The following is an 18,146-nucleotide window of genomic DNA, read 5'->3' on the forward strand; positions in this document are numbered from 1 at the left end:
TTCAGACGGATTGAGGGTCACGATTTTCACGGAAACGTTCTTAAGATCCTATGCCATATACTACCATAGCACAATGTACGACTGTATCCTCGTTCCGACGGACGGCTCCGCCGAGGGCGAGCGCGCACTCGAGTACGCGTTCGACCTGGCCCGCGCCCACGATGCGACGATCAGGGCGCTGTACGTCGTGAACGTCAGCGGGTACGGGGGGCTGCCGATGGAGACTGCCTGGGATGGGATTAGCACCGCGTTGCGCGACGAGGGTGAGGCGGCGGTCGAGCGGGTCAGGGAGCTCGCGCCGGACGATATCGAGGTCGAGACAGCGGTGCTCGAGGGCTCGCCGAGCCGGGTGATCGTCGAGGAGGCGAGACCGTCGACGTGTGATCTGGTCGTGATGGGGACCCACGGGCGAGGTGGGATCGACCGGCTGCTTCTCGGGAGTGTAACCGAGCGTGTGGTTCGACAGGCACCGGTGCCGGTGCTGACGGTGCAGGTCGATCCGCCGGATGTGTCAGAGCAGCCGGGAGAGTCGCAGGTCGCGGTAGAGTGAGTCACAGCGCGAGAGACAGTCGCGAGAGACGAACGGAGTCGTTCTCAAACCGGTCGCAGATGCTCGCAATCGGGCTCAAACCGGTCGTAAATGCTCGCAGTCGCCAGCAGCGATCGGTTCTCGTTCTCCCGACTCGTCGGATTCGACGACGAGCGCGCCAGCGTTGGTAATGTCGACCGCCTCACCGACGAGTTCGCCCGACGATCGGTCGACACGGACGCGCTGACCGAGCGTAAGCGCGAGGTCACGCCAGGCTGGGACGACGCCGTCGAGGTCGGCCCGCGCAGCGTCGAATTCCTCGAGGAGCCGCTGGACGAACACGCGCCGGTCGATGTCCTCGCCGGCTTCGTCGCGGATCGTCGTGGCACCCTCGGGCAAGCCGTCTGCATCGAGGTTCGCGTTGACGCCGATACCGACGGTGAGCCACTCGACACGATCAGTTTCGCCCTCCATCTCGGTGAGGATCCCTGCGAGCTTTCGGTACGCGCCGTCCTCGTCGACGGGAACGACCACGTCGTTAGGCCACTTGATACGGGCGTCGACGCCAGCTTCCCGCGCCGCACGGGTCGTTGCGACGGCGGCGGCGAGGGTGTAGAGCGGCGCGCGTGCCGGCGTGATCGCCGGGCGCGTCACGATACTCAGCCAGACGCCACCCGCGGGCGAGGACCACTCGCGCTCGAGTCGGCCGCGACCGCCGGTTTGTTCGTCTGCGAGGACGACCACGTCGGTTGCGCCGTCGGTCGCGCGCTCACGCGCTACTGCGTTCGTACTCCCGACTGCGTCGTGGTACTCGACAGCGAAGGGGGCCTCGAGGCCGAACTCGACTGCGGGACCGCTGTAGGCGTCCGCCGAGACGAGTTCGTACCCCGACGAATTGCTCTCGATCTCGAAGCCGGCCTCACGGAGCGCGTCGACGTGTTTCCAGACAGCGGCCCGCGAGACGGACAGCGAGTCCGCAAGCTCAGGACCGGAGACGGGGCCGTCAGCAATCGCGTCGAGAATTGCGCGTCGCGTCTCGTTCATGCGCGAACGCGGGTCGCGCTCGCACTTCAATCAGCGGGATTAGGATTCGAATTGGAACGAGGGAGAGAGCAGGGCGAGCCTGTCGCTTCGTTCGTCGCCGTTCATACTGCCGACAGAACTATTCGAAGATCAGTCACACTACTGCAGCCGTCACCTTCGGGGACGGCCACGACTTCGCGACCGACTTCTCGCTGACTTCTCGCTGACTTCTGTCCGGCAGTATCAGGACCGAATCTCGCGCAACTTCTCGCGACCCGGCGCGATGAGTTCGTCGAGGTACGTCGCGAGCGTTCCCTTCGCGTCGGCTGGATGGAGGTCGCCGGACTCGAGATCGGCCGCCAGCGTCTCGTAGTCGTCGTAGGTCAGGTCGCCGCCGTACTCCTCGGGGCGCTCGACGACGATTTCGTCGAAGCGCGGGAAGACGTGGTACTCGAACAGTTCGAGCACGGGATTCTCGAGGTCGCCCTCGGGATCGCGCGTCGGTGGACAGAACGCCGAGTTGACCTTCTCCTCGAGTTCCTCGGTGGAGTCTTCCATCGAGATGGTGACGCCCTCGCTGGAGGACATCTTCCCCTCGCCGCTGGTGAGGTCGGCCACGATGGGCGTGTGCAGCGCCGGGCGCACGTCGTAGCCCAGCTCTGGGAGTTCCTCGCGAGCGAGCATGTGGACCTTTCGCTGGTCGAGTCCGCCGACTGCGAGGTCGAGATCGAGGTACTCGATGTCGAGCGTCTGCATCAGCGGGTAGACGACGTGGCTCACCTTCGCGGTCTCGCCTCCCTGAATCTCGGCCATCGCGCGCTGGGCGCGGTTGAGCGTCGTCGCCAACTCGAGTTCGTGCAGGTCGAGAGTGTAGTCCTCGTCGAGCTGGAACTCGGAGCCGTAGACGAATTCGGTGTTGTCCTCGTCGAGCCCGTAGGCGATGAACTGGGCTTTCATCTGTTCTGCGGTCTCGCGGATCTCCTCGAAGGTGCCCTTCCCGTTCAGGTAGGCGTGGACGTCCGCGAGGAGGACGACGACCTCCATGCCGGCGTCCTGGAGGTCGATGAGTTTGTTCGCGGTCAGCAGGTGCCCGAGGTGGAGCACGCCCGAGGGCTCGTAGCCGACGTAGGCGCGCGTTCCGTCCGGCTCGTCGGCGAGCTCGCGCACCTCCTCGTCGGTCACGACTTCCTCGGCGTTTCGCGTGATCAGATCGTACGTCTCCATAGCTTGTCTCACCTGAATCAACGAACGGGCTTATGCGTTCTTGAACGATGTTCGCATAGCGGACGGTCGCGAGCCGGGAGGTTCGAGAGTCAACGGCGACCGATCCGATCACGACGCGGACTCGAACTCGAGTTCCTGTACTTTCTGGTCAATTCGGTCGAGGTACGATCTCAGCAACTGGTCGGTGGCCGGTCCGTCGCCGACCAGCGCCGTTTCCGCATAGCGGTGGTCGTCTCGCTGCTCGCCGAGCGTTCCGAACAGAAGTGAGTCGCGGTCGGCGAGCAAGAGGCGGCCGATAGGCTCTCCCTGTACGGAGAGTGACAGCCACTCGTCAGTCGGTTCCCAGAGCGTAATTTCCGGTACGTTCTCTTGGATGAGGTCATGCACAACCGGGTCAGTCGTCCCGAGATAGACATCGACCCCTCGCTGGACGGCGTCTATAACGCGTGTGAAGCAGCCGGACTCGAGTAGCCGCGGCGAAGTAAAGACCGAGAACAGTTCCTCCTCGGCTCGCTCGAGGAGCGATTGACTATAGGCGACGATACCGTCACGGCCGTCGATTGCGCGTACGGTGGCTGATGGTGGCTGGTCGATGGTGAGTGGCCAGTCCGCGGCTGACGCATCGGTCGACAGGTGGGTTCGAAGGTCCTGATTGAGTACCGAGTGCAGCCAGGAGACACAGAGGTTCGGATGGCCGTTGTAGGCGGCTGTCCCCGATTCGGGGTCGAAATCGATCAGTTCGGCCGCCGAAAGAGACGGAACGTGAGTGTGGCGAAGGTGTTTGAGAACGGTGTCGGTGTCGGCGTCTGTCTGTGCCTGTGCCTCTGCTTCTGCCTCTGCGTCGACCAACTCTTTCGTCGCGACGTCGCGTGCGAGCGTTTCGAGATGGATCGCCTGGAACGAGTGGTTGAGACACGCGAGAGTGCGGCGCCGTCGAGGGTCACTGAGTGCATCGAACAGCGCATCGAGCGAGGAGTCCCGCGCCGTCTCCGGCGATTCGATCACGTCGATGAGCGCAGCGTCGCGATATGCGCGGTGGGACGTAAGTGAAATGTCGTTGTCGGCGTCAGCATCAGCGATATCGTACTCGATCAGGCCGGCATCCGCCAGAACCGGGAGATGTACGTGATGAAGCGAAACCAGCGTTCGCTGTACCGCGTCTTCCGAGACGGTCGGCCGTGATACCCCTGCTTCCCTGGATGCGATCCGCGTTGCACATGCAGTAAGAGAGAGTGACGCTGCATTGTGTTCGTACAGCACACCGAGAAGGTGTCGGCGAGGTTCGCGAGCGAGCGCGGAGAAGAGCGCAGCTAACGGGTCGTCATCGTCGCTTGCTGTTCCGTGACCATAGTCCATCGACAGTTGGTCTGTCCGCAACGGCAAAAAATCCTCGAGCCGGTGGCAACGGTTCCCTGCTGACGACGGGTGCCTGCCGAACACTCATCCCCCTCGAACGCGTGACTTTGCACCCATATGGGGTACACAGAGGACTTCGTCAACGCCGTTCGCCGCAGTTTCGTCCCACAGATACACTACCTGCTGCAGGGAAGCTTCGACGGCTACGCCGTCAGCCACACCTCCGCCGACGAGTACGCGCTCACTGCCCACTGTTCCGAGGAGACCATCGAGGAAATCCTCTCCTCGCTCGGCTTCTCGCGCAATCCAATCGCGGCACTGAAGGTACGCGCTGACGGCAACACCTCGGAGGGATCGTGGGTTTGGCGACCCTCGCCGCTCTCGTCGTACCAGGTCCACGTCGTCCTCCACGAACTCGAGAACGAGGCCGGCGTCGACGTCTACGCCCATTGGGAGTGCTCGTGGATCCGCCACCCCTACAAACACTACGTCACGCGCGGCTACAACGCCGAGAAGGGCGTCACGCTCACCCGCCGCTGGCTCACGAACTACGAAGGCGAGGAACTCGAGGGCCGCGGCATCGAGTTCGAGATCGACGACTCGCCGGCCCGGCAGGCGAGCGAGTATTTCTCGCTGTCGTACTACCAACTCGAGGAGGCGGTGGCTGGCGTCAGATCGCGGTTGCCGCTCGTCGACGGTGACGGATCGCTGACGATCGACCGGGACGAGGAACGTGACGGCGTCTCGCCACGGATAGTCGATCAGTAGCGTGTTCTGTTGTCTCCCCGACGGGGTGGCGGTGAGCAGCCTGCTCTGACTCGTCCTCCTGCGTTGCTTCGGGATGGCACTCGAGACGATCCGGCGGGATCGGCCGTCTCGGTGGCGTCACCTTCGCTGAGGGCGAATAAACGACGGGGCTGCGATAGCTCGAAAACGAGAACAGGAGAAGTGACAGACGAGGTTCGACCTCTTGCCTAGACACCGTTTCGGATCCGTTCCTCGGCCGCCGCCAGCGCGTGCTCGCGGTCGAACTCCTCGATAATCGTCCGCAGTTCCGCCTCGCTCGCCGTCGCAAGCTCCTCGGCGTGTGCCGTCATGTTCGGCACCGCCCGGATGATGTTGTCGACGATCGGAATCTCGGCAACCTGCGGCGAGCGCGAGAGCGGGTTCAGGTCGATCACGATCTCGGTCTTCTCCATCTCCTGCAGGGCCTCCGCTCGGTCGCCATCTTCGAGGGGAACGACCACCACGTCCGCCGCGTAGATGCCGTCGGCGTCGACCTTCGCCCGCTGGTGGTCGAGATTCGGGATGCGAGCATCCGCAGTCAGCCCCTTCACGTCCTCGGCACCGTGCTCTCGCAGATGGTCGGCGATCGCTTCGATTCGCTCCGGCGTCCGGTTGAAGAGGTTCACCTCGAGATCGGCGTCCACCGCGTCGGCCAGCTCGACCATCTCGCCGGGCACCAGCGCGGCGACGTTTCCATTGATCGATAATACTGGCTTCTCGGCGAGCAGCAGGTGGGCCGCCGCCGCCCGCTCTGCCGCGTCGGCGCTCGGAATCGTCTCCTCACCCAGCAGGTAATCGAACGCGCTGCCACGTCCCTCCGCGTGCATCCCCTGCAAGTGCGTAATCCCCTTCTCGACACCGTTCTCGATCCGGTGGCGGGTAATCAGATCCTGATATCTGGGATGGTCCTCCGGTATCTCCTCCTCGTGTTGGACATCTGCCGAGACGGTGTCGTACTCGCTCACGATCGAGTACTCGAGTGCGTCGATAAAAAGGAGACCGATCTGCAAAAAACAGCGTCGGAATCAGTCGGCCGACGCCGTGCTACAGCGCGATTACTCCGTGAACGTGATCCACCCTTCTGGTGCTTCGGCTTTCACGTTGTTCATCGCCTCGCGGGCGTTCGTCCGGGACTCGTAGACCTGCGTGCTCTGGGCCATCGTCGAGCCGTACTCGTCGACCAGCCGCCAGACCCAGCCGTCTTCGTCCTCCGCGGTGTGGAGTTCGAAGGAGACGCTGTCGATCTCGAGGATGCTCGCTGCGTCGATCAGTTCGCGGACGTTCTCGAGTGCCTCGCGAGCGGCCTCGCTCGATTCGTGCGATTCGGAGCCGGTGGCGACCGTGCGGCCGTCCTCGTCGATGAGCCGCCACTGCCAGCGGTCGTCCTCGTCGGCGACGAGTTCGAACGAGGCGACGTCGAAGTCGACGCGGCCGGCCATCGGTGCGAGCTGGCGAACGGTTTCGATCTCCTCGTGGAGTTCCTCGCGGCTCGCTGCGGTGTCGACGGCGCTTGCGAGGACGGTGCGCTCGCGGTCGACGAGGTCCCAGCTCCAGCCTTCCTCGTCATCGGTGACGCGGATCGCGGCGTCCTCGATCGTGAAGATCGGTGCATCGTCGGCGTGTGCCTTGAGATCCTCGACGATCTCGAGTGCGGCGTCGCGTTCTGCGTAGGTGTCGGTCGCGTCGGCGATCTCCTCGCGATCGCGGTCGAGGAGTCGGAAGCTCCAGTCGCCGCTGCGGTAGAGTTGGATCGTGACGGTGCCGATCGTGTAGTCCTGTGCGGATTCGGCTGCGTCGCGAACGGCAGGAATGGCGTCGACGAGTTCGTCGCGTGTCGCGTAGGTGTCGCCGGCGGTAGCGACCGTTTCGCCGGTCGGCAGGACGAACCGCCAGTGCCAGTCGTCCGCTGCGTACGGCTGGAAGATCGCATCTTCCATGGTTCGCACGTCAGAGTCGAGGTACTCGAGGAGCCGGTTCATCGCCTTGCGCGCGGCACCGCGGGTTGGGTGCGTCGACGGATCTTCGGCGACGAGCTGACCGGCTTCGTCGATCAGTCGCCAGCCCCACTCGTCGTCCTCGTTGACGAAGAGTTCGAAGGCTGCCGTTTCGATTTCGAGCAGTTCAGCGTCCGGTGCCTGCTCTTTGAGCGTCATCATCGCTTCTGCGGCCTCGCCGCGGGAGGTGTGTTCTGCGCCGCTGTCTGCGAGGACGTTGCCGTCCTCGTCGATGAGCCGCCAGCGCCACTCGCCGTCGTCGGCCTCGTAGACCTGGAAGGCGGCCTCCTCGAACTCGATGAGTTCGGCTTCGCTCGCCTGCTCGCGAACGCGCTGAATCGCCTCGGTCGCCGTCTCGGCGTCGTAGTGTGGTTCGGTGCTTCCGGCGATCACGTCGCGGTCTTCGGTGACGAGCCGCCAGTGCCAGGAGCGACCGTCGTCTGCGCCGCCCTCGCCGCCGTCGCTGTTTGCAGTCGCCGTCCCGCCGTCAGTCGAAACCATCTGCTGCTCGTCGGACGTCGCAGGCAGCGCGTCGTCCTCGTCGTACGTCAGCTCCTCGCTGTCGGTCGGGTAGACCTCGTACTCTGCGTCCTCGATCTCGACGACATCGGCGTCGCGAGCGTGCTCCCCGAACGTATCGGTCTCGTGGGCCGCGTCAGCCTCCGTTTCGACATCGCTCGGACTCTGCGCGACGACGTGTTCGGACTCGTCGACGAGCCGCCAGCGCCACTGCTCGCCAGTCTGGTAGCGTTCGTAGGTTGGTTCGCCGGCCACCGTCACCGACGCGGTGCCGAGTTCCGAAAGTAGCGCGTCCGCAGCTTCCTCTGCGTCCCGCCGGGCGTCGTACGCCTCGGTTGCGGCGGCGAGCGGCGAATCCTGATCGTCGACGAAGCGCCACGACCAGCCGTTTGCACCGTTGTCGCCCGTTCGCTCGTAGAGTTCGGCACCAACGTGTTCGAGGTCGAGTACGCGCGCCTGATCGAATCGTTCGGCGAACGTTCGTGCGGCCGTCTCGGCGTTCTCCTGCGTGCCGTGACCGTTCGCACCCGAGGCCAGCGGCAGCCGCTCGTCGTCGACCAGTTGCCAGTGCCACTGGTCGCGTTCTTCGGCGTACGTGAACGCTGCACCGTCGATTTCGATCACGTCGGCCGTCGGCCCGCGGTCCTTGAGGAAGCTCACGGACTCTTCAGCCCCATCGCGCTCGCTGAACTCGCCAGCACAGGTGCCGACGACGCTGCCGTCGTCCCGTGCGAGTGTCCACTGCCAGCTTCCGTCTCTGTCCTCGTAGAGCCGGAACGCGGAGGTCGTGAGTTCCATCAGCCCGGCCGAACTGATCTGGGACTGCACGCGTTCGATTCCCTCGGTTGCTTTCGGCCGGGTCACGGCGCTCTCGTTGCTCGTCGCCAGCGCTTCGAGGTGGAGTACGTTCCACTTCCAGTCGCCGTTGTCGTCGCGGAAGACGGCGAACTGGGCACCCTCCAGCGCGTCGCCGGTGAGAATCGGTGGGTCCTCCGTGTCGCCTTCCTCCTCGACGAACATGCCCTTCCGCCCGGTCAGGACGGGGACCAACGCGGTGACACCCGCGATGATCCCGACGCCGATCGTGTAGACGAGGATAACGTGAACGCTGTAGTCCGTGCCGAGCTCTCGCCAGTTGTACGGATACGCCCACGCGAAGAACGCAACACCACCAAACGAAATCAGCAGTCCCAGCAGGCTCGCTTGAATCCCTCGTTTTCGAACTGGAAGCATGAGCACGATCCCGAACAGACAGAGTGCAAGTCCTGTCCCGGCGATGACGCCGGACATCCTGATCAGTCCGTACGTGTCTGCGTCACCCGCATAGCCGACGACGAACGTAAACACGGCCGCTGCGGCGATGACGTAGCCAACGATGAACAGCCAGTAGCCGTAAACGTCCTTCGTCGAGTCGGGTTCCCCGACGTAGCGTTCGTACAGCCGGTACAGTTTGTGGTGAACGTCACTTGGTGAAGACATTCGAAATGTGAGCGGAGAACTGCAACCCACCATAATAAACCTCCGGCCACCTGGCAACAAACAGATATGTAAGAATTAGTTTGGAAGGGCGACAACGGTTTCAACTTTGATTTTTAGATCCGATGTGGTGATCGGCCGGGAGTGGCGGCTAAACGGGCGTCTGTGAAACGAATGGACTGCTTGAAGCGATACCAGCCACCCTTGTCATTAAACATATCTGTGTTGTGACTGTCTTGGTACCCAAAAATAAGCCAGCAAACTGGTCTGGGAGCCGAGAAGTGTGCTCGAATAAATGAGCAGTCGAGACGACGGGCGATGCGAGCAGGCCAGTATCCAAACTGACGACGACCTACCGCAACAGCGCACCCGCGGGATGGGTCGCACAGACAGAGGGCTCGTAACCAGCATCCGAGAGCCCGGTTCCGAGGGCGAACACCGTTTCGCCAAGCATCGCCATCGACGCCTGTCCGTTGACATCTGTTACGTCACCGATCGTATGTGCGACCTCCTCCGTTAGCAGTTCAGCCTCACGCGCGAACAGGCGCGAGGCGTACATGAACGACAGCAACGTCGGCTCCTCGACGACGCGCGAGAGCGCCTCCTTCCCCGCAGCCGTCAACTGGTCCGTATCGCCCGCGAGCACGTCGGCCGTCGACAGTTCGCCGAACGAAACGTACTCGACACGGGCACGCGCCGGAATCGCATCGAGTTTGTTCTCCTGTGGCCCACCCGGTTCGAGTCGGATCGGAATCCCGCCACAGTCCTGGGCGACGACATCGCCGAGTCCCGTTCCAGCCTGTACTTCCGCGCCGTGGGCAATCGTGACGAGTTCGTTCCGGGACAGCTTACAGCCAAACACACGGTTCGCGGCGAGCGCTGTCCCGAGCGCCATCGCACCCGAAATACCGAATCCTGCCCCGAGCGGCAGATCCGACTCCGCCTCGACGCGGGCGACCACGTCGAGCGTCTCGAGGACGATGTCGACCGGTTCGATCTCGATCATTTCCCCGTCGAGGATGACGATCGACTCCGAGGCCTCCTCGGCTACCGGTTCGACCGTCACCGTCACGCCGTCGGTCAACGTCAGCCCTGCCCCCCGCGACCCGGCCATCGTCGGATCATCGGCCGGGTGAGCGCTGAAAAAGCCCGTAATGTGCCCTGGTACGAACGCCGTCGCCTCCTCGCGCATTGGCGACCCTTGCGACTCGGACAGTATAACGTTGCGGATTCCAGCCACTACAACCGCCGCTGCCGGCGTTTTGTCGTTCGTGTCACACTTCACCATCGCGACTGGGCACTGTACTCGAGACGGTCGCGCTGACGAGTGCTGATTCGATGCGCCGAAGCGTCTGGCCGACGGCGCTCGCAGAACAATCCAGTTCCGCTGCGATATCGCTGTAGGTCGCCTCTCGAGGAACCTCGTAGTAGCCACACTCGTACGCCGTGTGCAGCACCGCTCGCTGGTGGGCAGTGAGTTCGTGACACTGTGAACTCGCTGTCGGGTCGTACCGTGTCACGTTCTCGACCGTCAGGTCCGCGAGTTCACGGGTTTCATCGACGAGTTGCTGGACATCTGCTATCGGCCCGGCGACCGTCACTCGTAGCGACGAGCGGTCCGGCTCGACGAACCGCATCGGATACTCGACGATCACGCCGTAGTTTCGATGCGGTTCGAGAATCGCCCGATTGAACGCCGTCGGCTGGTACCGAAGCTGCACCATCGTCGCCTCCGGTGTGACGATTACTTCGCTGTCGTGCAGCCGCGGCAACGACTGATCGAAGCTTGCTCGGATCTGCGACGGCGCACCCGACAACTCGAGGAACACCGCAATCGTTCCATCCGCGAGAACGTCGACATCGTGGATCGCCTCTAGCGTCACCCCGCGGTCTCGCCACCGTGTTTCCGTTGGATCGAAGTATCCTTCCTGAGGAGTGACAACATATGCCACTCGCTTCATACAACCTTCGAACATAACCATTGGTAAAAGCGTTCCGAAGAGTCAGTGTCTCGTGACTCCCATCGAACCCAGTCAATCTTCTCCCCCTAGTATTCCGACCCGAATATAAATGCGTTCGTTCGTGAAGAATTGCAGCTTTGCGCATACCAATCAATGCCAATACTGCGCTATGGCACCACCCAACAGCCACAACACGAACGAGAGTGAATCGACCGAACAGGAACCCGTACAGGAACCGGCCAACGACTCGACAACCGAGCCATCGCCGTCGACAACCGCCTCCTCGCCGTCGACAACCCGCCGATCAATCCTCGCTGCCAGCGGTGCAACCGTCGCCGGCCTGGCAGGCACAGCTGCCGCCTCGACCTCCGACACCGCGCTCTTCAGCGACGTCGACACCATCGAAATCGACGACGGCTTCTTCGGCTGGAGCGCCGACGGCAGCCTCCCCATCGCCGACGACGTCTACGTCTTCATCCACGGCTGGTTCGGTGACTCCACCGCAGAGAGCCAGGCTGAAGACGTCCTCGACACCATCGAAGACGGCGGCTACGAACCCGACGAAGCCGTCGTACTCGAGTGGCCCGCGAGCACGGTCAACTACTTCGGTGCCGAGTCGGATACCGAGGACGTGGGCGAGGTCGCCGCGGAGCTCGCCGAGGAGTTCTACGACGACGGCGGCGGCAACCTGCGATTCGTGGGCCACTCACTCGGCGGCCGGTGTGTCCTCTGGACGGCAACGAAACTGAGCTCAGGCTACGAACTCGAGACGGTCGCGCCGCTGGGCGCTGCGGCCGACGGCTCGGAGGTCTGTGGTGAGCCCTGGAACGACGGACTCGAGAACGCCTGCGAGGTCCGCAACTACCATTCGGAGAACGATTCGACGGTCGGCGCTGCGTACGGCGGGCTCTTCGATACCGCGCTCGGGAACGAGGGAGCGGACTGCGATCCGGCGCCGAACTACACGGATGTCGACGTGACGGACGACGTGAGCAGCCATATGGACTTCCTCGGGAACGAGGCGGTCGGTGCGGATATCGCGGATGCGATTCTGGACGGCGACTGCGGTGACGGTGGCGACGATGACGATGATGACGGCGGCTGGTGGTGACTACGGCGTCAAACACACACGTCGCTAGCGAGTCGGAACTGCATCGAGAAATGGAGCCACGACCCTCACTACAGGAGGGTCGTTGTACCGGTTACGGGCTCAGCCGCTGGCGGTCTCGCGGGAACAACACAGCCTCTCGGATGTTGTCCAGCCCGAGAATCGTCATGATCAGGCGCTCGCCACCCAGGCCGAAGCCGGCGTGGGGTGGCATGCCATACTTGAACATCTTCGTGTAGTACTCGAACTGGTCAGGGTCGAGTCCCTGCTGTTCGAAGCCCTCGATCAGGTGCTCGTGGCGGTGCTCACGCTGGCCACCCGAAACGAGCTCCATCCGCGGGTGCATCAGGTCGAAGCCGGTCGAGAGCTGCTCGTCGTCGTCGTGGTCTTTGATGTAGAACGGCTTGATCTCGCTCGGCCAATCCGTGATAAAGTAGTGGCCGCCGACATCGTCACCGAGCGCCTTCTCGCCCTCGGTTGGCAGGTCGTCGCCCCAGACGAGCTGCTCGTCGAGTTCACCAGTCGCGTTGATGCGCTCGATGGCCTCCTCGTAGCTGAGCCGCGGGAAGTCGCCCTCAGGAACCTCGAATTCGTCTTCGAGGCCGAGCGCCTCGAGTTCCTCGCTGCAGTTCTCGGTGACTGCCTCGTAGGCTGCCTTCACGATGCCCTCGGCGACATCCATGGCGTCGTTCTGGTCGCAGAACGCACCTTCGAAGTCGATCGAGGTCGCCTCGTTCAGGTGGCGGGGCGTGTTGTGCTCCTCGGCGCGGAAGATCGGACCGATCTCGAAGACGCGCTCGACGTTGGAGCCCGCAATGAGCTGCTTGAACAGCTGTGGGGACTGGTTCATGAACGCCTCCTCGCCGAAGTACGTGATCGGGAAGAGCTCCGTCCCGCCCTCGGTACCCGTCGCGACGATCTTCGGCGTGTTGATCTCGGTACAGTAGAACTCGCGGAACTGCTCGCGGACCGCGCGCAGGATCTCGGCGCGGATCTCGAAGACCGCCTGGACCTCGTCCTTGCGCAGGTCGAGCGTGCGGTTGTCGAGGCGGGTCGAGAGGTCGGCGTCGACCTTGCCCGATGGGTCGAGTGGCAGTTCGGGATCGGCGGCGGAGATGACGTCGACCGATTCGGGAGTGACCTCGACGCCCGTCGGGGCGCGCGGCTCCTCCTCGACGGTGCCGGTGACGCTCACGACGCTCTCGCGGGAGACACCGAGACCGGTGTCGACGAGCTCGTCGTCCATCTCGTCCTTCTCGAATTTGATCTGAATCTTTCCGGTAGCGTCTCGGAGAATCAGGAAGGCGATCCCGCCGAGGTCACGAATCTCGTGCACCCAACCGGCGACGGTCGCGTCGTCGCCCGGCTCGGCGTCGGCAGTGTAGGTTCTGTCCTGCATACCACCCGATTCCCGTCGCCGCAACTTAAGCGCAATCGTTCTGGTTCGGCAGTTGGTGTCTCGAGTGTGGCTGTGCGACTGGCAACTCGAAACTCGAGTTACCTGTACAGTCCGACCTGTTTTTGCCGCCGGCGGACTGTGATCGGGTATGACCGACCTCGAACACCTGGCATCCAGCATCGACGACGCGGAGACGGCGGTCGCGTTCACCGGTGCCGGAATCTCCGCGCCCTCCGGCATCCCCACCTTCCGCGGCGACGACGGCGTCTGGGATGCGTTCGACGAAGGGCAGTTCACCTACGGCCGGTTCCAGCGCGATCCCTCGGGCTTCTGGGCGGACCGCGTCGACCTCTACCGGACGATGTTCGACGAGAAGTACGAGCCCAACGCGGCACACGACGTGCTCGCCGAGTTTGCTCGCGAGGGAGTACTCGAGTTCGTGCTCACGCAGAACACGGACGGGCTTCACGCGAAGGCAGCGACTCGGGCGAGCAGCGGCGGCGAGACTGGCGAAGCCGAAAGAGAAACCGATACCGACGAGTTCGCAACCCACGAGTCGATCCTCGAACTGCACGGCAACGCGAGGCGCGTTCGTTGCACCGACTGCGGAAATCGAGTGGACAGCGATCCGATCGTCGGGCGAGCCGAGGACGGCGAACTCCCGCCCCGCTGCGAGTGTGGTGGCATCTACAAACCGGACGTGGTGCTGTTCGGTGAACAACTCCCGAAGACGGTCCTCCAGCGCGCCCGATCACTCGCGCGCGAGAGCGATGTCTTTCTCGCAATCGGCTCTTCGCTGGTCGTCGAGCCTGCAGCCTCCCTCCCGCGAATCGCCGCCTCGAACGGGGCGACCGTGGGCATCGTCAATCTCGAGTCGACGCCAGTCGACAGCGTAGCGGACGTCTGTCTGCGCGACGATGTGACGACGGCGCTGCCACGGCTCCAGGAGCTGGTCGATTCGGCAGCGTCGGCGTGAGATTGACTCGTCAGAATCAGCGTGACTCGCGGGTGAAACAGACGGCGTGCGGCTACGAAGAACAGTCCAATTTCAGGCGTCGTTGGCTGCCTCGACCGTTTCCCGAACCGCGTCGACGCCCTCGTCGTGTGCGAGGTCGCCGACGACGATCACGTCCGCGTACTGGGCCATCGAGTACGCCGAATCGTAATCGTGGATGCCGCCGCCGTAGAACAGCGTTGCGTCGTCGACTGCACCGCTTGCAGCCTCAACGATGTCCTCGTCGCCGAGCATCCCCGAGTACTCGATGTAGACGATTTCCTGGCCGAACATCCGCTCTGCGACCTCGGCGTAGGCCGCCACGTCGTCGGCGTCCAGATCACAGTCGGCTTCGGTGTACGTCGCCACGTCCGCGTCTGGGTTCATCACAATGTAGGCCTCCGTCGCGGTTCGGTCCCAGTCCAGGCCGTTGTCGATGCGGACCCACTCCTTGTGCGCGCCGGTGATCCAGAACGGCGAGCCAGCGTTGAAGACGGTCGGGATAAGGTACCCCTCTAGTGCCCGGTTGTCGATGACGACATCGGGGCTCGATGGTTCCTGGTAGAGCGGCACGTCGTGTTCGGCACAGGCCTCGACGACAGCTTCCATGTTCTCCTCGGTGATCCCCATCGTGCCGCCGACTTCGATCGCGTCGGTGCCCGTGGCACAGAGATCGCCGTAGGTGATCCCGTCAGGTAACTCCTTGTCGGGGTCTATCTTGAGAATATGGTCCCACTCCTCCCAGGGCGTCTCGGCAGTCATACCGCCTCGTTTCCCGAGGGGTGAGAAAAACGCTACGAAACGAACCATCTTTGATCGCATCGTCGGCACCGATTTGCAGCGCCTCGTGACCGCCAACCGCCAGCCACCAGCCGCCGCTCCTACCAGCACTCCGTGAACTCCTGCCCTTACTCCGCGATCCAGACCATCTCCTGCGTCGCCGTCTCGAGTGGGTCGAACTCGAAGTCACCGAACACGTCCCACGAGGCAAACGGCGAGAGACGAAAGAGCAACTCGAACTCGGCTTTCGAAACGAGCGACAGTTCGTGGCTGCTGTCGACGACCAGCGACTCGTCTGCGTCGAGAACCTCCGTTTGGACGCGAACCCGCTGTTCGACGGCGTCGACGACGGTGGATCTGGTCCGGTGGGTGTAGCGCTCGCCGTCGACTTCGAGTTCCCGTGCTCGCCACTCACCGTAGTGTTCGGCGACGATCTCCGGATCGGGAACGAACGCGTTGAGCGCCAGTCGGCCGTCGGGGCCGAGCGCGCTGTAGAGGGACTCGAGTGCCGCCAGCCTGTCATCGACTGTCTCCAGGTAGAGAAACGTCCGGAAGGGGACAATAACGAGGTCGTACTCGCGGCCGGGTTCGGGATCAAACGTGCGCATATCGGCCTGCCGAACATCGACCGCCAGGTCGTCCTGCGCGGCTTTGTCGCGGAGTGCGTCCAGCGAGTCCGCAGAGACGTCGATACCTGTGACATCGACACCAGCACGACGGAGTTCGAGATAGATTCGGCCGGTGCCACAGCCGACTTCGAGAACGGGGCCGTCGCACTCGAGTGCGAGATCACGGTAGAACTCGATGTCGGCCTGCTGTTGGTGTACTGCGTCGTAAAAGGGTGTGATGCTATCGAACGAGTCGGCAGCGGTCATACCGGTTCAATGCACACTGTTGACAAGTACGTATTTGTGGTGTGGTATCACCCAACAGTAGAATCCAGCGCGGCTCTCGTCATCTCTCGTCACACCCCATTTCGACACCCTTCGGTTCGACGCCGCTCTTTTCGACACCGCTCAACTGTAGGTCGAAAGCGGAGACGAACAGCGAAACAGCCCTATACTCCCTGACTCATCAGGTGACTACGCAACACGTCCGCGTCCTTGTTCCCCGTTCCCGTATTCAGGATGACGACCGTCTCGTCGCCGTCGAACTCGCCGCGCTCTGCGAGCGCCCACGCACCGCTGGCTGCGGCCGCGCAGGTCGGAGCCATCTCGATCCCTTCGTGCTGGGCTACCTGGATCGCCGCATCGAGAATCTCCGTATCGTCCGTCGCCACCGCACCACCGTCGCTCTCGCGCAGCGCCTCGAGTACCCACGGGCTCGCGCCGGGGTCCGGGATCTCGATGCCGCCGCAGATCGTGTCCGGCGTCTCGACTGCCTCGTGGATGTCCTTCCCTTCGTCGAAGGCGTCGACGATCGGCGCACAGCCCGCCGACTGCGCCGCGTAGAAGCCCGGCAGTTCGTCGGTGAGCCCGAGGTCGACGTACTCCTGAGCGGCCTTGTACATCCCGACTAGCCCGACGCCGCCACCGGTCGGATAACAGATCGCGTCGGGCACCTCCCACTCGAGTTGTTCGACGAGTTCGTAGAACATCGTTTTCTTTCCCTCGTGGCGGTAGGGCGTGACGAACGTCTGGAGTGGGTACCACTCATCGTGTTCTGCGAGACCCTCCTCGAAGGCTGCGCCGGCGTCGCCGATCCGACCGCCGACGACGTTCATGTCGCCGCCGTGGACGTTGACCATCGCCTTGTTGGTAAAGCCAGAGCGCGCGGGAAGGTAGACGTTCGACTCCAGGCCAGCGCGGCCGGCGTAGGCGGCGGCGGACTGCCCGGCGTTGCCAGCGGAGGCGAGGGCGACCTCGCTCGCGCCGTGGCGCACCGCGGCCGTGACGGCGAGCGTCTGTCCGCGGTCCTTGAAGGTTCCCGTCGGATTTCGGCCCTCGTCCTTGATCAGGACGCGCCCGACGCCCATCTCCGCGGCCAGTTTGGGACAGTCGACGAGCGGGGTCGCGCCCTCGTCCATCGTGACGGCCGAGTCGCGGGTGAACGGCAGCAACTCCTCGTAGCGCCACATGGAGTCGAATGTCCGCGATTCGAGCGTCTCGCGGTCGAGTTCCGCACTGATCGCGTCGTAATCGTAGGTGGGATCGAGAATGCCGTCACAGTCGGGACAGCGATGCGTCACCTCGTCGGCATCGAACGTACCGCCACAGTCGTAGCACTCGAGTCCGGTGAAGGAGCTGGTGGTTTCGACCGGGGATTCGATCTGTGGTTCCGCCTCCGCGAGTGGCTCCGCATCTGACTCCGACTCCGATTCCGATTCCGACTCTGGGTCCGGGTCCGCCTCGTGGGTCATACGCGGCCGTTCGCTGTGTAGGCCTATAGAAGCCACTAAACCGGAACGAGTCGCAAGTCGGTGGACGAGCGTTGGGACTCAGTGTGCAGTACTCACAACCGAACTGGAAACCGAAAACCGGCGCCCGCAATCGTCGAACAGCAAACAGATGTCGACAGGATCGTCTGCGGGCCGTTCAGTTGTCGCCGGCTTTCGACTGCCACTCGTACTCACGGCGCTTGGCGGACTTGCCAAAGCCGCAGGACGAGCAGACCTTCTTCTTCGTGTGGTAGGACTTCTCTCCGCAGCGACGACACTTGGTGTGGGTCGTCTTATTCTTCTTTCCTTGGCTCGGGGTTCCTGCACCAGTCATGGAGTGATCGAAACGACGTTATCGCCGCGTATAATGGTTGTGTCTTCGACCGGCTCCGCTGCTGGCGATTCCGTCTCAGCCTCGTCGTCGCTGTCAGCGCCGTCGGCGCCGTCCGCGGCAACCTCGAGGACGAGGTTCATGTGCTGGTCGTAGCCAGCGAGTTCGCCGGCGAACTCGTCGCCACTCTTGAGTCGTACCATCACGCGTTCGCCAAGCGACGCCTCGAGGACGTCTAGCGGTCGTCCACTCATACGAAAGACCGCAGTTGACGGACACTTAATCGTAC

17 protein-coding genes are annotated in these 18,146 nt (G+C 63.3%); 4 read left to right on the plus strand and 13 right to left on the minus strand.

Features of this window, described 5'->3' with window-relative positions; genetic code table 11:
• Nucleotides 1-73 precede the first annotated feature (73 nt).
• On the plus strand, nucleotides 74-550 hold the full coding sequence (locus BBD46_RS17785) for a universal stress protein (protein WP_071403017.1): 477 nt from the start codon (nucleotides 74-76) through the stop codon (nucleotides 548-550).
• A 75-nt stretch (nucleotides 551-625) separates the two neighbouring features.
• Here the strand turns inward: BBD46_RS17785 and BBD46_RS17790 are convergent, their stop codons facing one another.
• The 3 genes from BBD46_RS17790 to BBD46_RS17800 all read right to left on the minus strand — a co-directional run bounded on the left by BBD46_RS17790 (nucleotide 626) and on the right by BBD46_RS17800 (nucleotide 4,132).
• Nucleotides 626-1,573 carry a biotin--[acetyl-CoA-carboxylase] ligase gene (locus BBD46_RS17790; RefSeq protein WP_071403018.1) on the minus strand — a complete coding sequence of 316 codons (948 nt, stop codon included), beginning with the start codon at nucleotides 1,571-1,573 and terminating at the stop codon, nucleotides 626-628.
• A 222-nt stretch (nucleotides 1,574-1,795) separates the two neighbouring features.
• The gene (locus BBD46_RS17795) at nucleotides 1,796-2,776 is read right to left on the minus strand and encodes a tyrosine--tRNA ligase (RefSeq protein ID WP_071403019.1); all 981 of its coding nucleotides are present in this window, start codon (nucleotides 2,774-2,776) and stop codon (nucleotides 1,796-1,798) included.
• Between the two features lie 108 nt (nucleotides 2,777-2,884).
• Nucleotides 2,885-4,132: a DUF7344 domain-containing protein gene (locus tag BBD46_RS17800; protein ID WP_071403020.1), complete on the minus strand. Its 1,248-nt coding sequence runs from the start codon at nucleotides 4,130-4,132 to the stop codon at nucleotides 2,885-2,887.
• 117 nt (nucleotides 4,133-4,249) lie between these two features.
• On the opposite strand from BBD46_RS17800, the gene BBD46_RS17805 reads away from it, so the two are divergent.
• Nucleotides 4,250-4,900, plus strand: coding sequence for a hypothetical protein (locus BBD46_RS17805; RefSeq protein WP_071403021.1), 651 nt, complete (start codon nucleotides 4,250-4,252; stop codon nucleotides 4,898-4,900).
• Between the two features lie 206 nt (nucleotides 4,901-5,106).
• On the opposite strand, the gene BBD46_RS17810 is transcribed toward BBD46_RS17805, so the two are convergent.
• The 4 genes from BBD46_RS17810 to BBD46_RS17825 form a co-directional block, all read right to left on the minus strand.
• Complete coding sequence (locus BBD46_RS17810) at nucleotides 5,107-5,883, minus strand: 4-phosphopantoate--beta-alanine ligase (protein ID WP_071403170.1); 777 nt, start codon at nucleotides 5,881-5,883, stop codon at nucleotides 5,107-5,109.
• Between the two features lie 90 nt (nucleotides 5,884-5,973).
• Nucleotides 5,974-8,910, minus strand: a complete 2,937-nt coding sequence (locus BBD46_RS17815) for a DUF1508 domain-containing protein (RefSeq protein WP_071403022.1) — start codon at nucleotides 8,908-8,910, stop codon at nucleotides 5,974-5,976.
• Between the two features lie 349 nt (nucleotides 8,911-9,259).
• Nucleotides 9,260-10,099, minus strand: a complete 840-nt coding sequence (locus tag BBD46_RS17820) for a pantoate kinase (protein WP_071403023.1) — start codon at nucleotides 10,097-10,099, stop codon at nucleotides 9,260-9,262.
• 82 nt (nucleotides 10,100-10,181) lie between these two features.
• Nucleotides 10,182-10,868: a helix-turn-helix domain-containing protein gene (locus tag BBD46_RS17825; RefSeq protein ID WP_253184599.1), complete on the minus strand. Its 687-nt coding sequence runs from the start codon at nucleotides 10,866-10,868 to the stop codon at nucleotides 10,182-10,184.
• A gap of 169 nt (nucleotides 10,869-11,037) precedes the next feature.
• Between BBD46_RS17825 and BBD46_RS17830 the strand changes: the two genes are divergently transcribed.
• On the plus strand, nucleotides 11,038-11,979 hold the full coding sequence (locus tag BBD46_RS17830; protein WP_071403025.1) for an alpha/beta hydrolase: 942 nt from the start codon (nucleotides 11,038-11,040) through the stop codon (nucleotides 11,977-11,979).
• 91 nt (nucleotides 11,980-12,070) lie between these two features.
• Here BBD46_RS17830 and aspS read toward each other — a convergent pair whose 3' ends face one another.
• On the minus strand, nucleotides 12,071-13,375 hold the full coding sequence (gene aspS, locus BBD46_RS17835) for an aspartate--tRNA(Asn) ligase (protein ID WP_071403026.1): 1,305 nt from the start codon (nucleotides 13,373-13,375) through the stop codon (nucleotides 12,071-12,073).
• Nucleotides 13,376-13,523: 148 nt separating this feature from the next.
• Here aspS and BBD46_RS17840 point away from each other — a divergent pair, with 148 nt between their 5' ends.
• Nucleotides 13,524-14,351, plus strand: coding sequence for an SIR2 family NAD-dependent protein deacylase (locus BBD46_RS17840; protein WP_071403027.1), 828 nt, complete (start codon nucleotides 13,524-13,526; stop codon nucleotides 14,349-14,351).
• Nucleotides 14,352-14,423: 72 nt separating this feature from the next.
• Here BBD46_RS17840 and BBD46_RS17845 read toward each other — a convergent pair whose 3' ends face one another.
• From BBD46_RS17845 to BBD46_RS17860, 5 genes are all read right to left on the minus strand, one after another.
• Nucleotides 14,424-15,131, minus strand: a complete 708-nt coding sequence (locus BBD46_RS17845) for a phosphoglycerol geranylgeranyltransferase (RefSeq protein ID WP_071403028.1) — start codon at nucleotides 15,129-15,131, stop codon at nucleotides 14,424-14,426.
• A 146-nt stretch (nucleotides 15,132-15,277) separates the two neighbouring features.
• Nucleotides 15,278-16,024: a class I SAM-dependent methyltransferase gene (locus BBD46_RS17850; protein ID WP_071403029.1), complete on the minus strand. Its 747-nt coding sequence runs from the start codon at nucleotides 16,022-16,024 to the stop codon at nucleotides 15,278-15,280.
• 182 nt (nucleotides 16,025-16,206) lie between these two features.
• Complete coding sequence (locus BBD46_RS17855; RefSeq protein WP_171908245.1) at nucleotides 16,207-17,508, minus strand: threonine synthase; 1,302 nt, start codon at nucleotides 17,506-17,508, stop codon at nucleotides 16,207-16,209.
• Between the two features lie 175 nt (nucleotides 17,509-17,683).
• Nucleotides 17,684-17,860, minus strand: coding sequence for a 50S ribosomal protein L37e (locus tag BBD46_RS21885; protein WP_004216919.1), 177 nt, complete (start codon nucleotides 17,858-17,860; stop codon nucleotides 17,684-17,686).
• Nucleotides 17,857-18,111 carry an LSM domain-containing protein gene (locus BBD46_RS17860; protein WP_071403030.1) on the minus strand — a complete coding sequence of 85 codons (255 nt, stop codon included), beginning with the start codon at nucleotides 18,109-18,111 and terminating at the stop codon, nucleotides 17,857-17,859. The genes BBD46_RS21885 and BBD46_RS17860 overlap by 4 nt, the downstream gene beginning before the upstream one ends.
• Between the last annotated feature and the right edge of the window lie 35 nt (nucleotides 18,112-18,146).

This window comes from Natrialba sp. SSL1 (assembly GCF_001861355.1).
In the GTDB taxonomy this organism is placed as follows: Archaea; Halobacteriota; Halobacteria; order Halobacteriales; family Natrialbaceae; genus Natrialba.

Excerpts from the sequence above, each read along its gene's own strand:
- BBD46_RS17850 (WP_071403029.1), bottom strand. The coding sequence starts at position 16,024 with ATGACCGCTGCCGACTCGTTCGATAGCATCACACCCTTTTACGACGCA.
- BBD46_RS21885 (WP_004216919.1), bottom strand. The coding sequence starts at position 17,860 with ATGACTGGTGCAGGAACCCCGAGCCAAGGAAAGAAGAATAAGACGACC.
- BBD46_RS17845 (WP_071403028.1), bottom strand. The coding sequence starts at position 15,131 with ATGACTGCCGAGACGCCCTGGGAGGAGTGGGACCATATTCTCAAGATA.
- BBD46_RS17825 (WP_253184599.1), bottom strand. The coding sequence starts at position 10,868 with ATGAAGCGAGTGGCATATGTTGTCACTCCTCAGGAAGGATACTTCGAT.
- BBD46_RS17815 (WP_071403022.1), bottom strand. The coding sequence starts at position 8,910 with ATGTCTTCACCAAGTGACGTTCACCACAAACTGTACCGGCTGTACGAA.
- BBD46_RS17860 (WP_071403030.1), bottom strand. The coding sequence starts at position 18,111 with ATGAGTGGACGACCGCTAGACGTCCTCGAGGCGTCGCTTGGCGAACGC.
- BBD46_RS17820 (WP_071403023.1), bottom strand. The coding sequence starts at position 10,099 with ATGCGCGAGGAGGCGACGGCGTTCGTACCAGGGCACATTACGGGCTTT.
- BBD46_RS17795 (WP_071403019.1), bottom strand. The coding sequence starts at position 2,776 with ATGGAGACGTACGATCTGATCACGCGAAACGCCGAGGAAGTCGTGACC.
- aspS (WP_071403026.1), bottom strand. The coding sequence starts at position 13,375 with ATGCAGGACAGAACCTACACTGCCGACGCCGAGCCGGGCGACGACGCG.
- BBD46_RS17790 (WP_071403018.1), bottom strand. The coding sequence starts at position 1,573 with ATGAACGAGACGCGACGCGCAATTCTCGACGCGATTGCTGACGGCCCC.
- BBD46_RS17805 (WP_071403021.1), top strand. The coding sequence starts at position 4,250 with ATGGGGTACACAGAGGACTTCGTCAACGCCGTTCGCCGCAGTTTCGTC.
- BBD46_RS17785 (WP_071403017.1), top strand. The coding sequence starts at position 74 with ATGTACGACTGTATCCTCGTTCCGACGGACGGCTCCGCCGAGGGCGAG.
- BBD46_RS17855 (WP_171908245.1), bottom strand. The coding sequence starts at position 17,508 with ATGACCCACGAGGCGGACCCGGACCCAGAGTCGGAATCGGAATCGGAG.
- BBD46_RS17800 (WP_071403020.1), bottom strand. The coding sequence starts at position 4,132 with ATGGACTATGGTCACGGAACAGCAAGCGACGATGACGACCCGTTAGCT.
- BBD46_RS17830 (WP_071403025.1), top strand. The coding sequence starts at position 11,038 with ATGGCACCACCCAACAGCCACAACACGAACGAGAGTGAATCGACCGAA.
- BBD46_RS17840 (WP_071403027.1), top strand. The coding sequence starts at position 13,524 with ATGACCGACCTCGAACACCTGGCATCCAGCATCGACGACGCGGAGACG.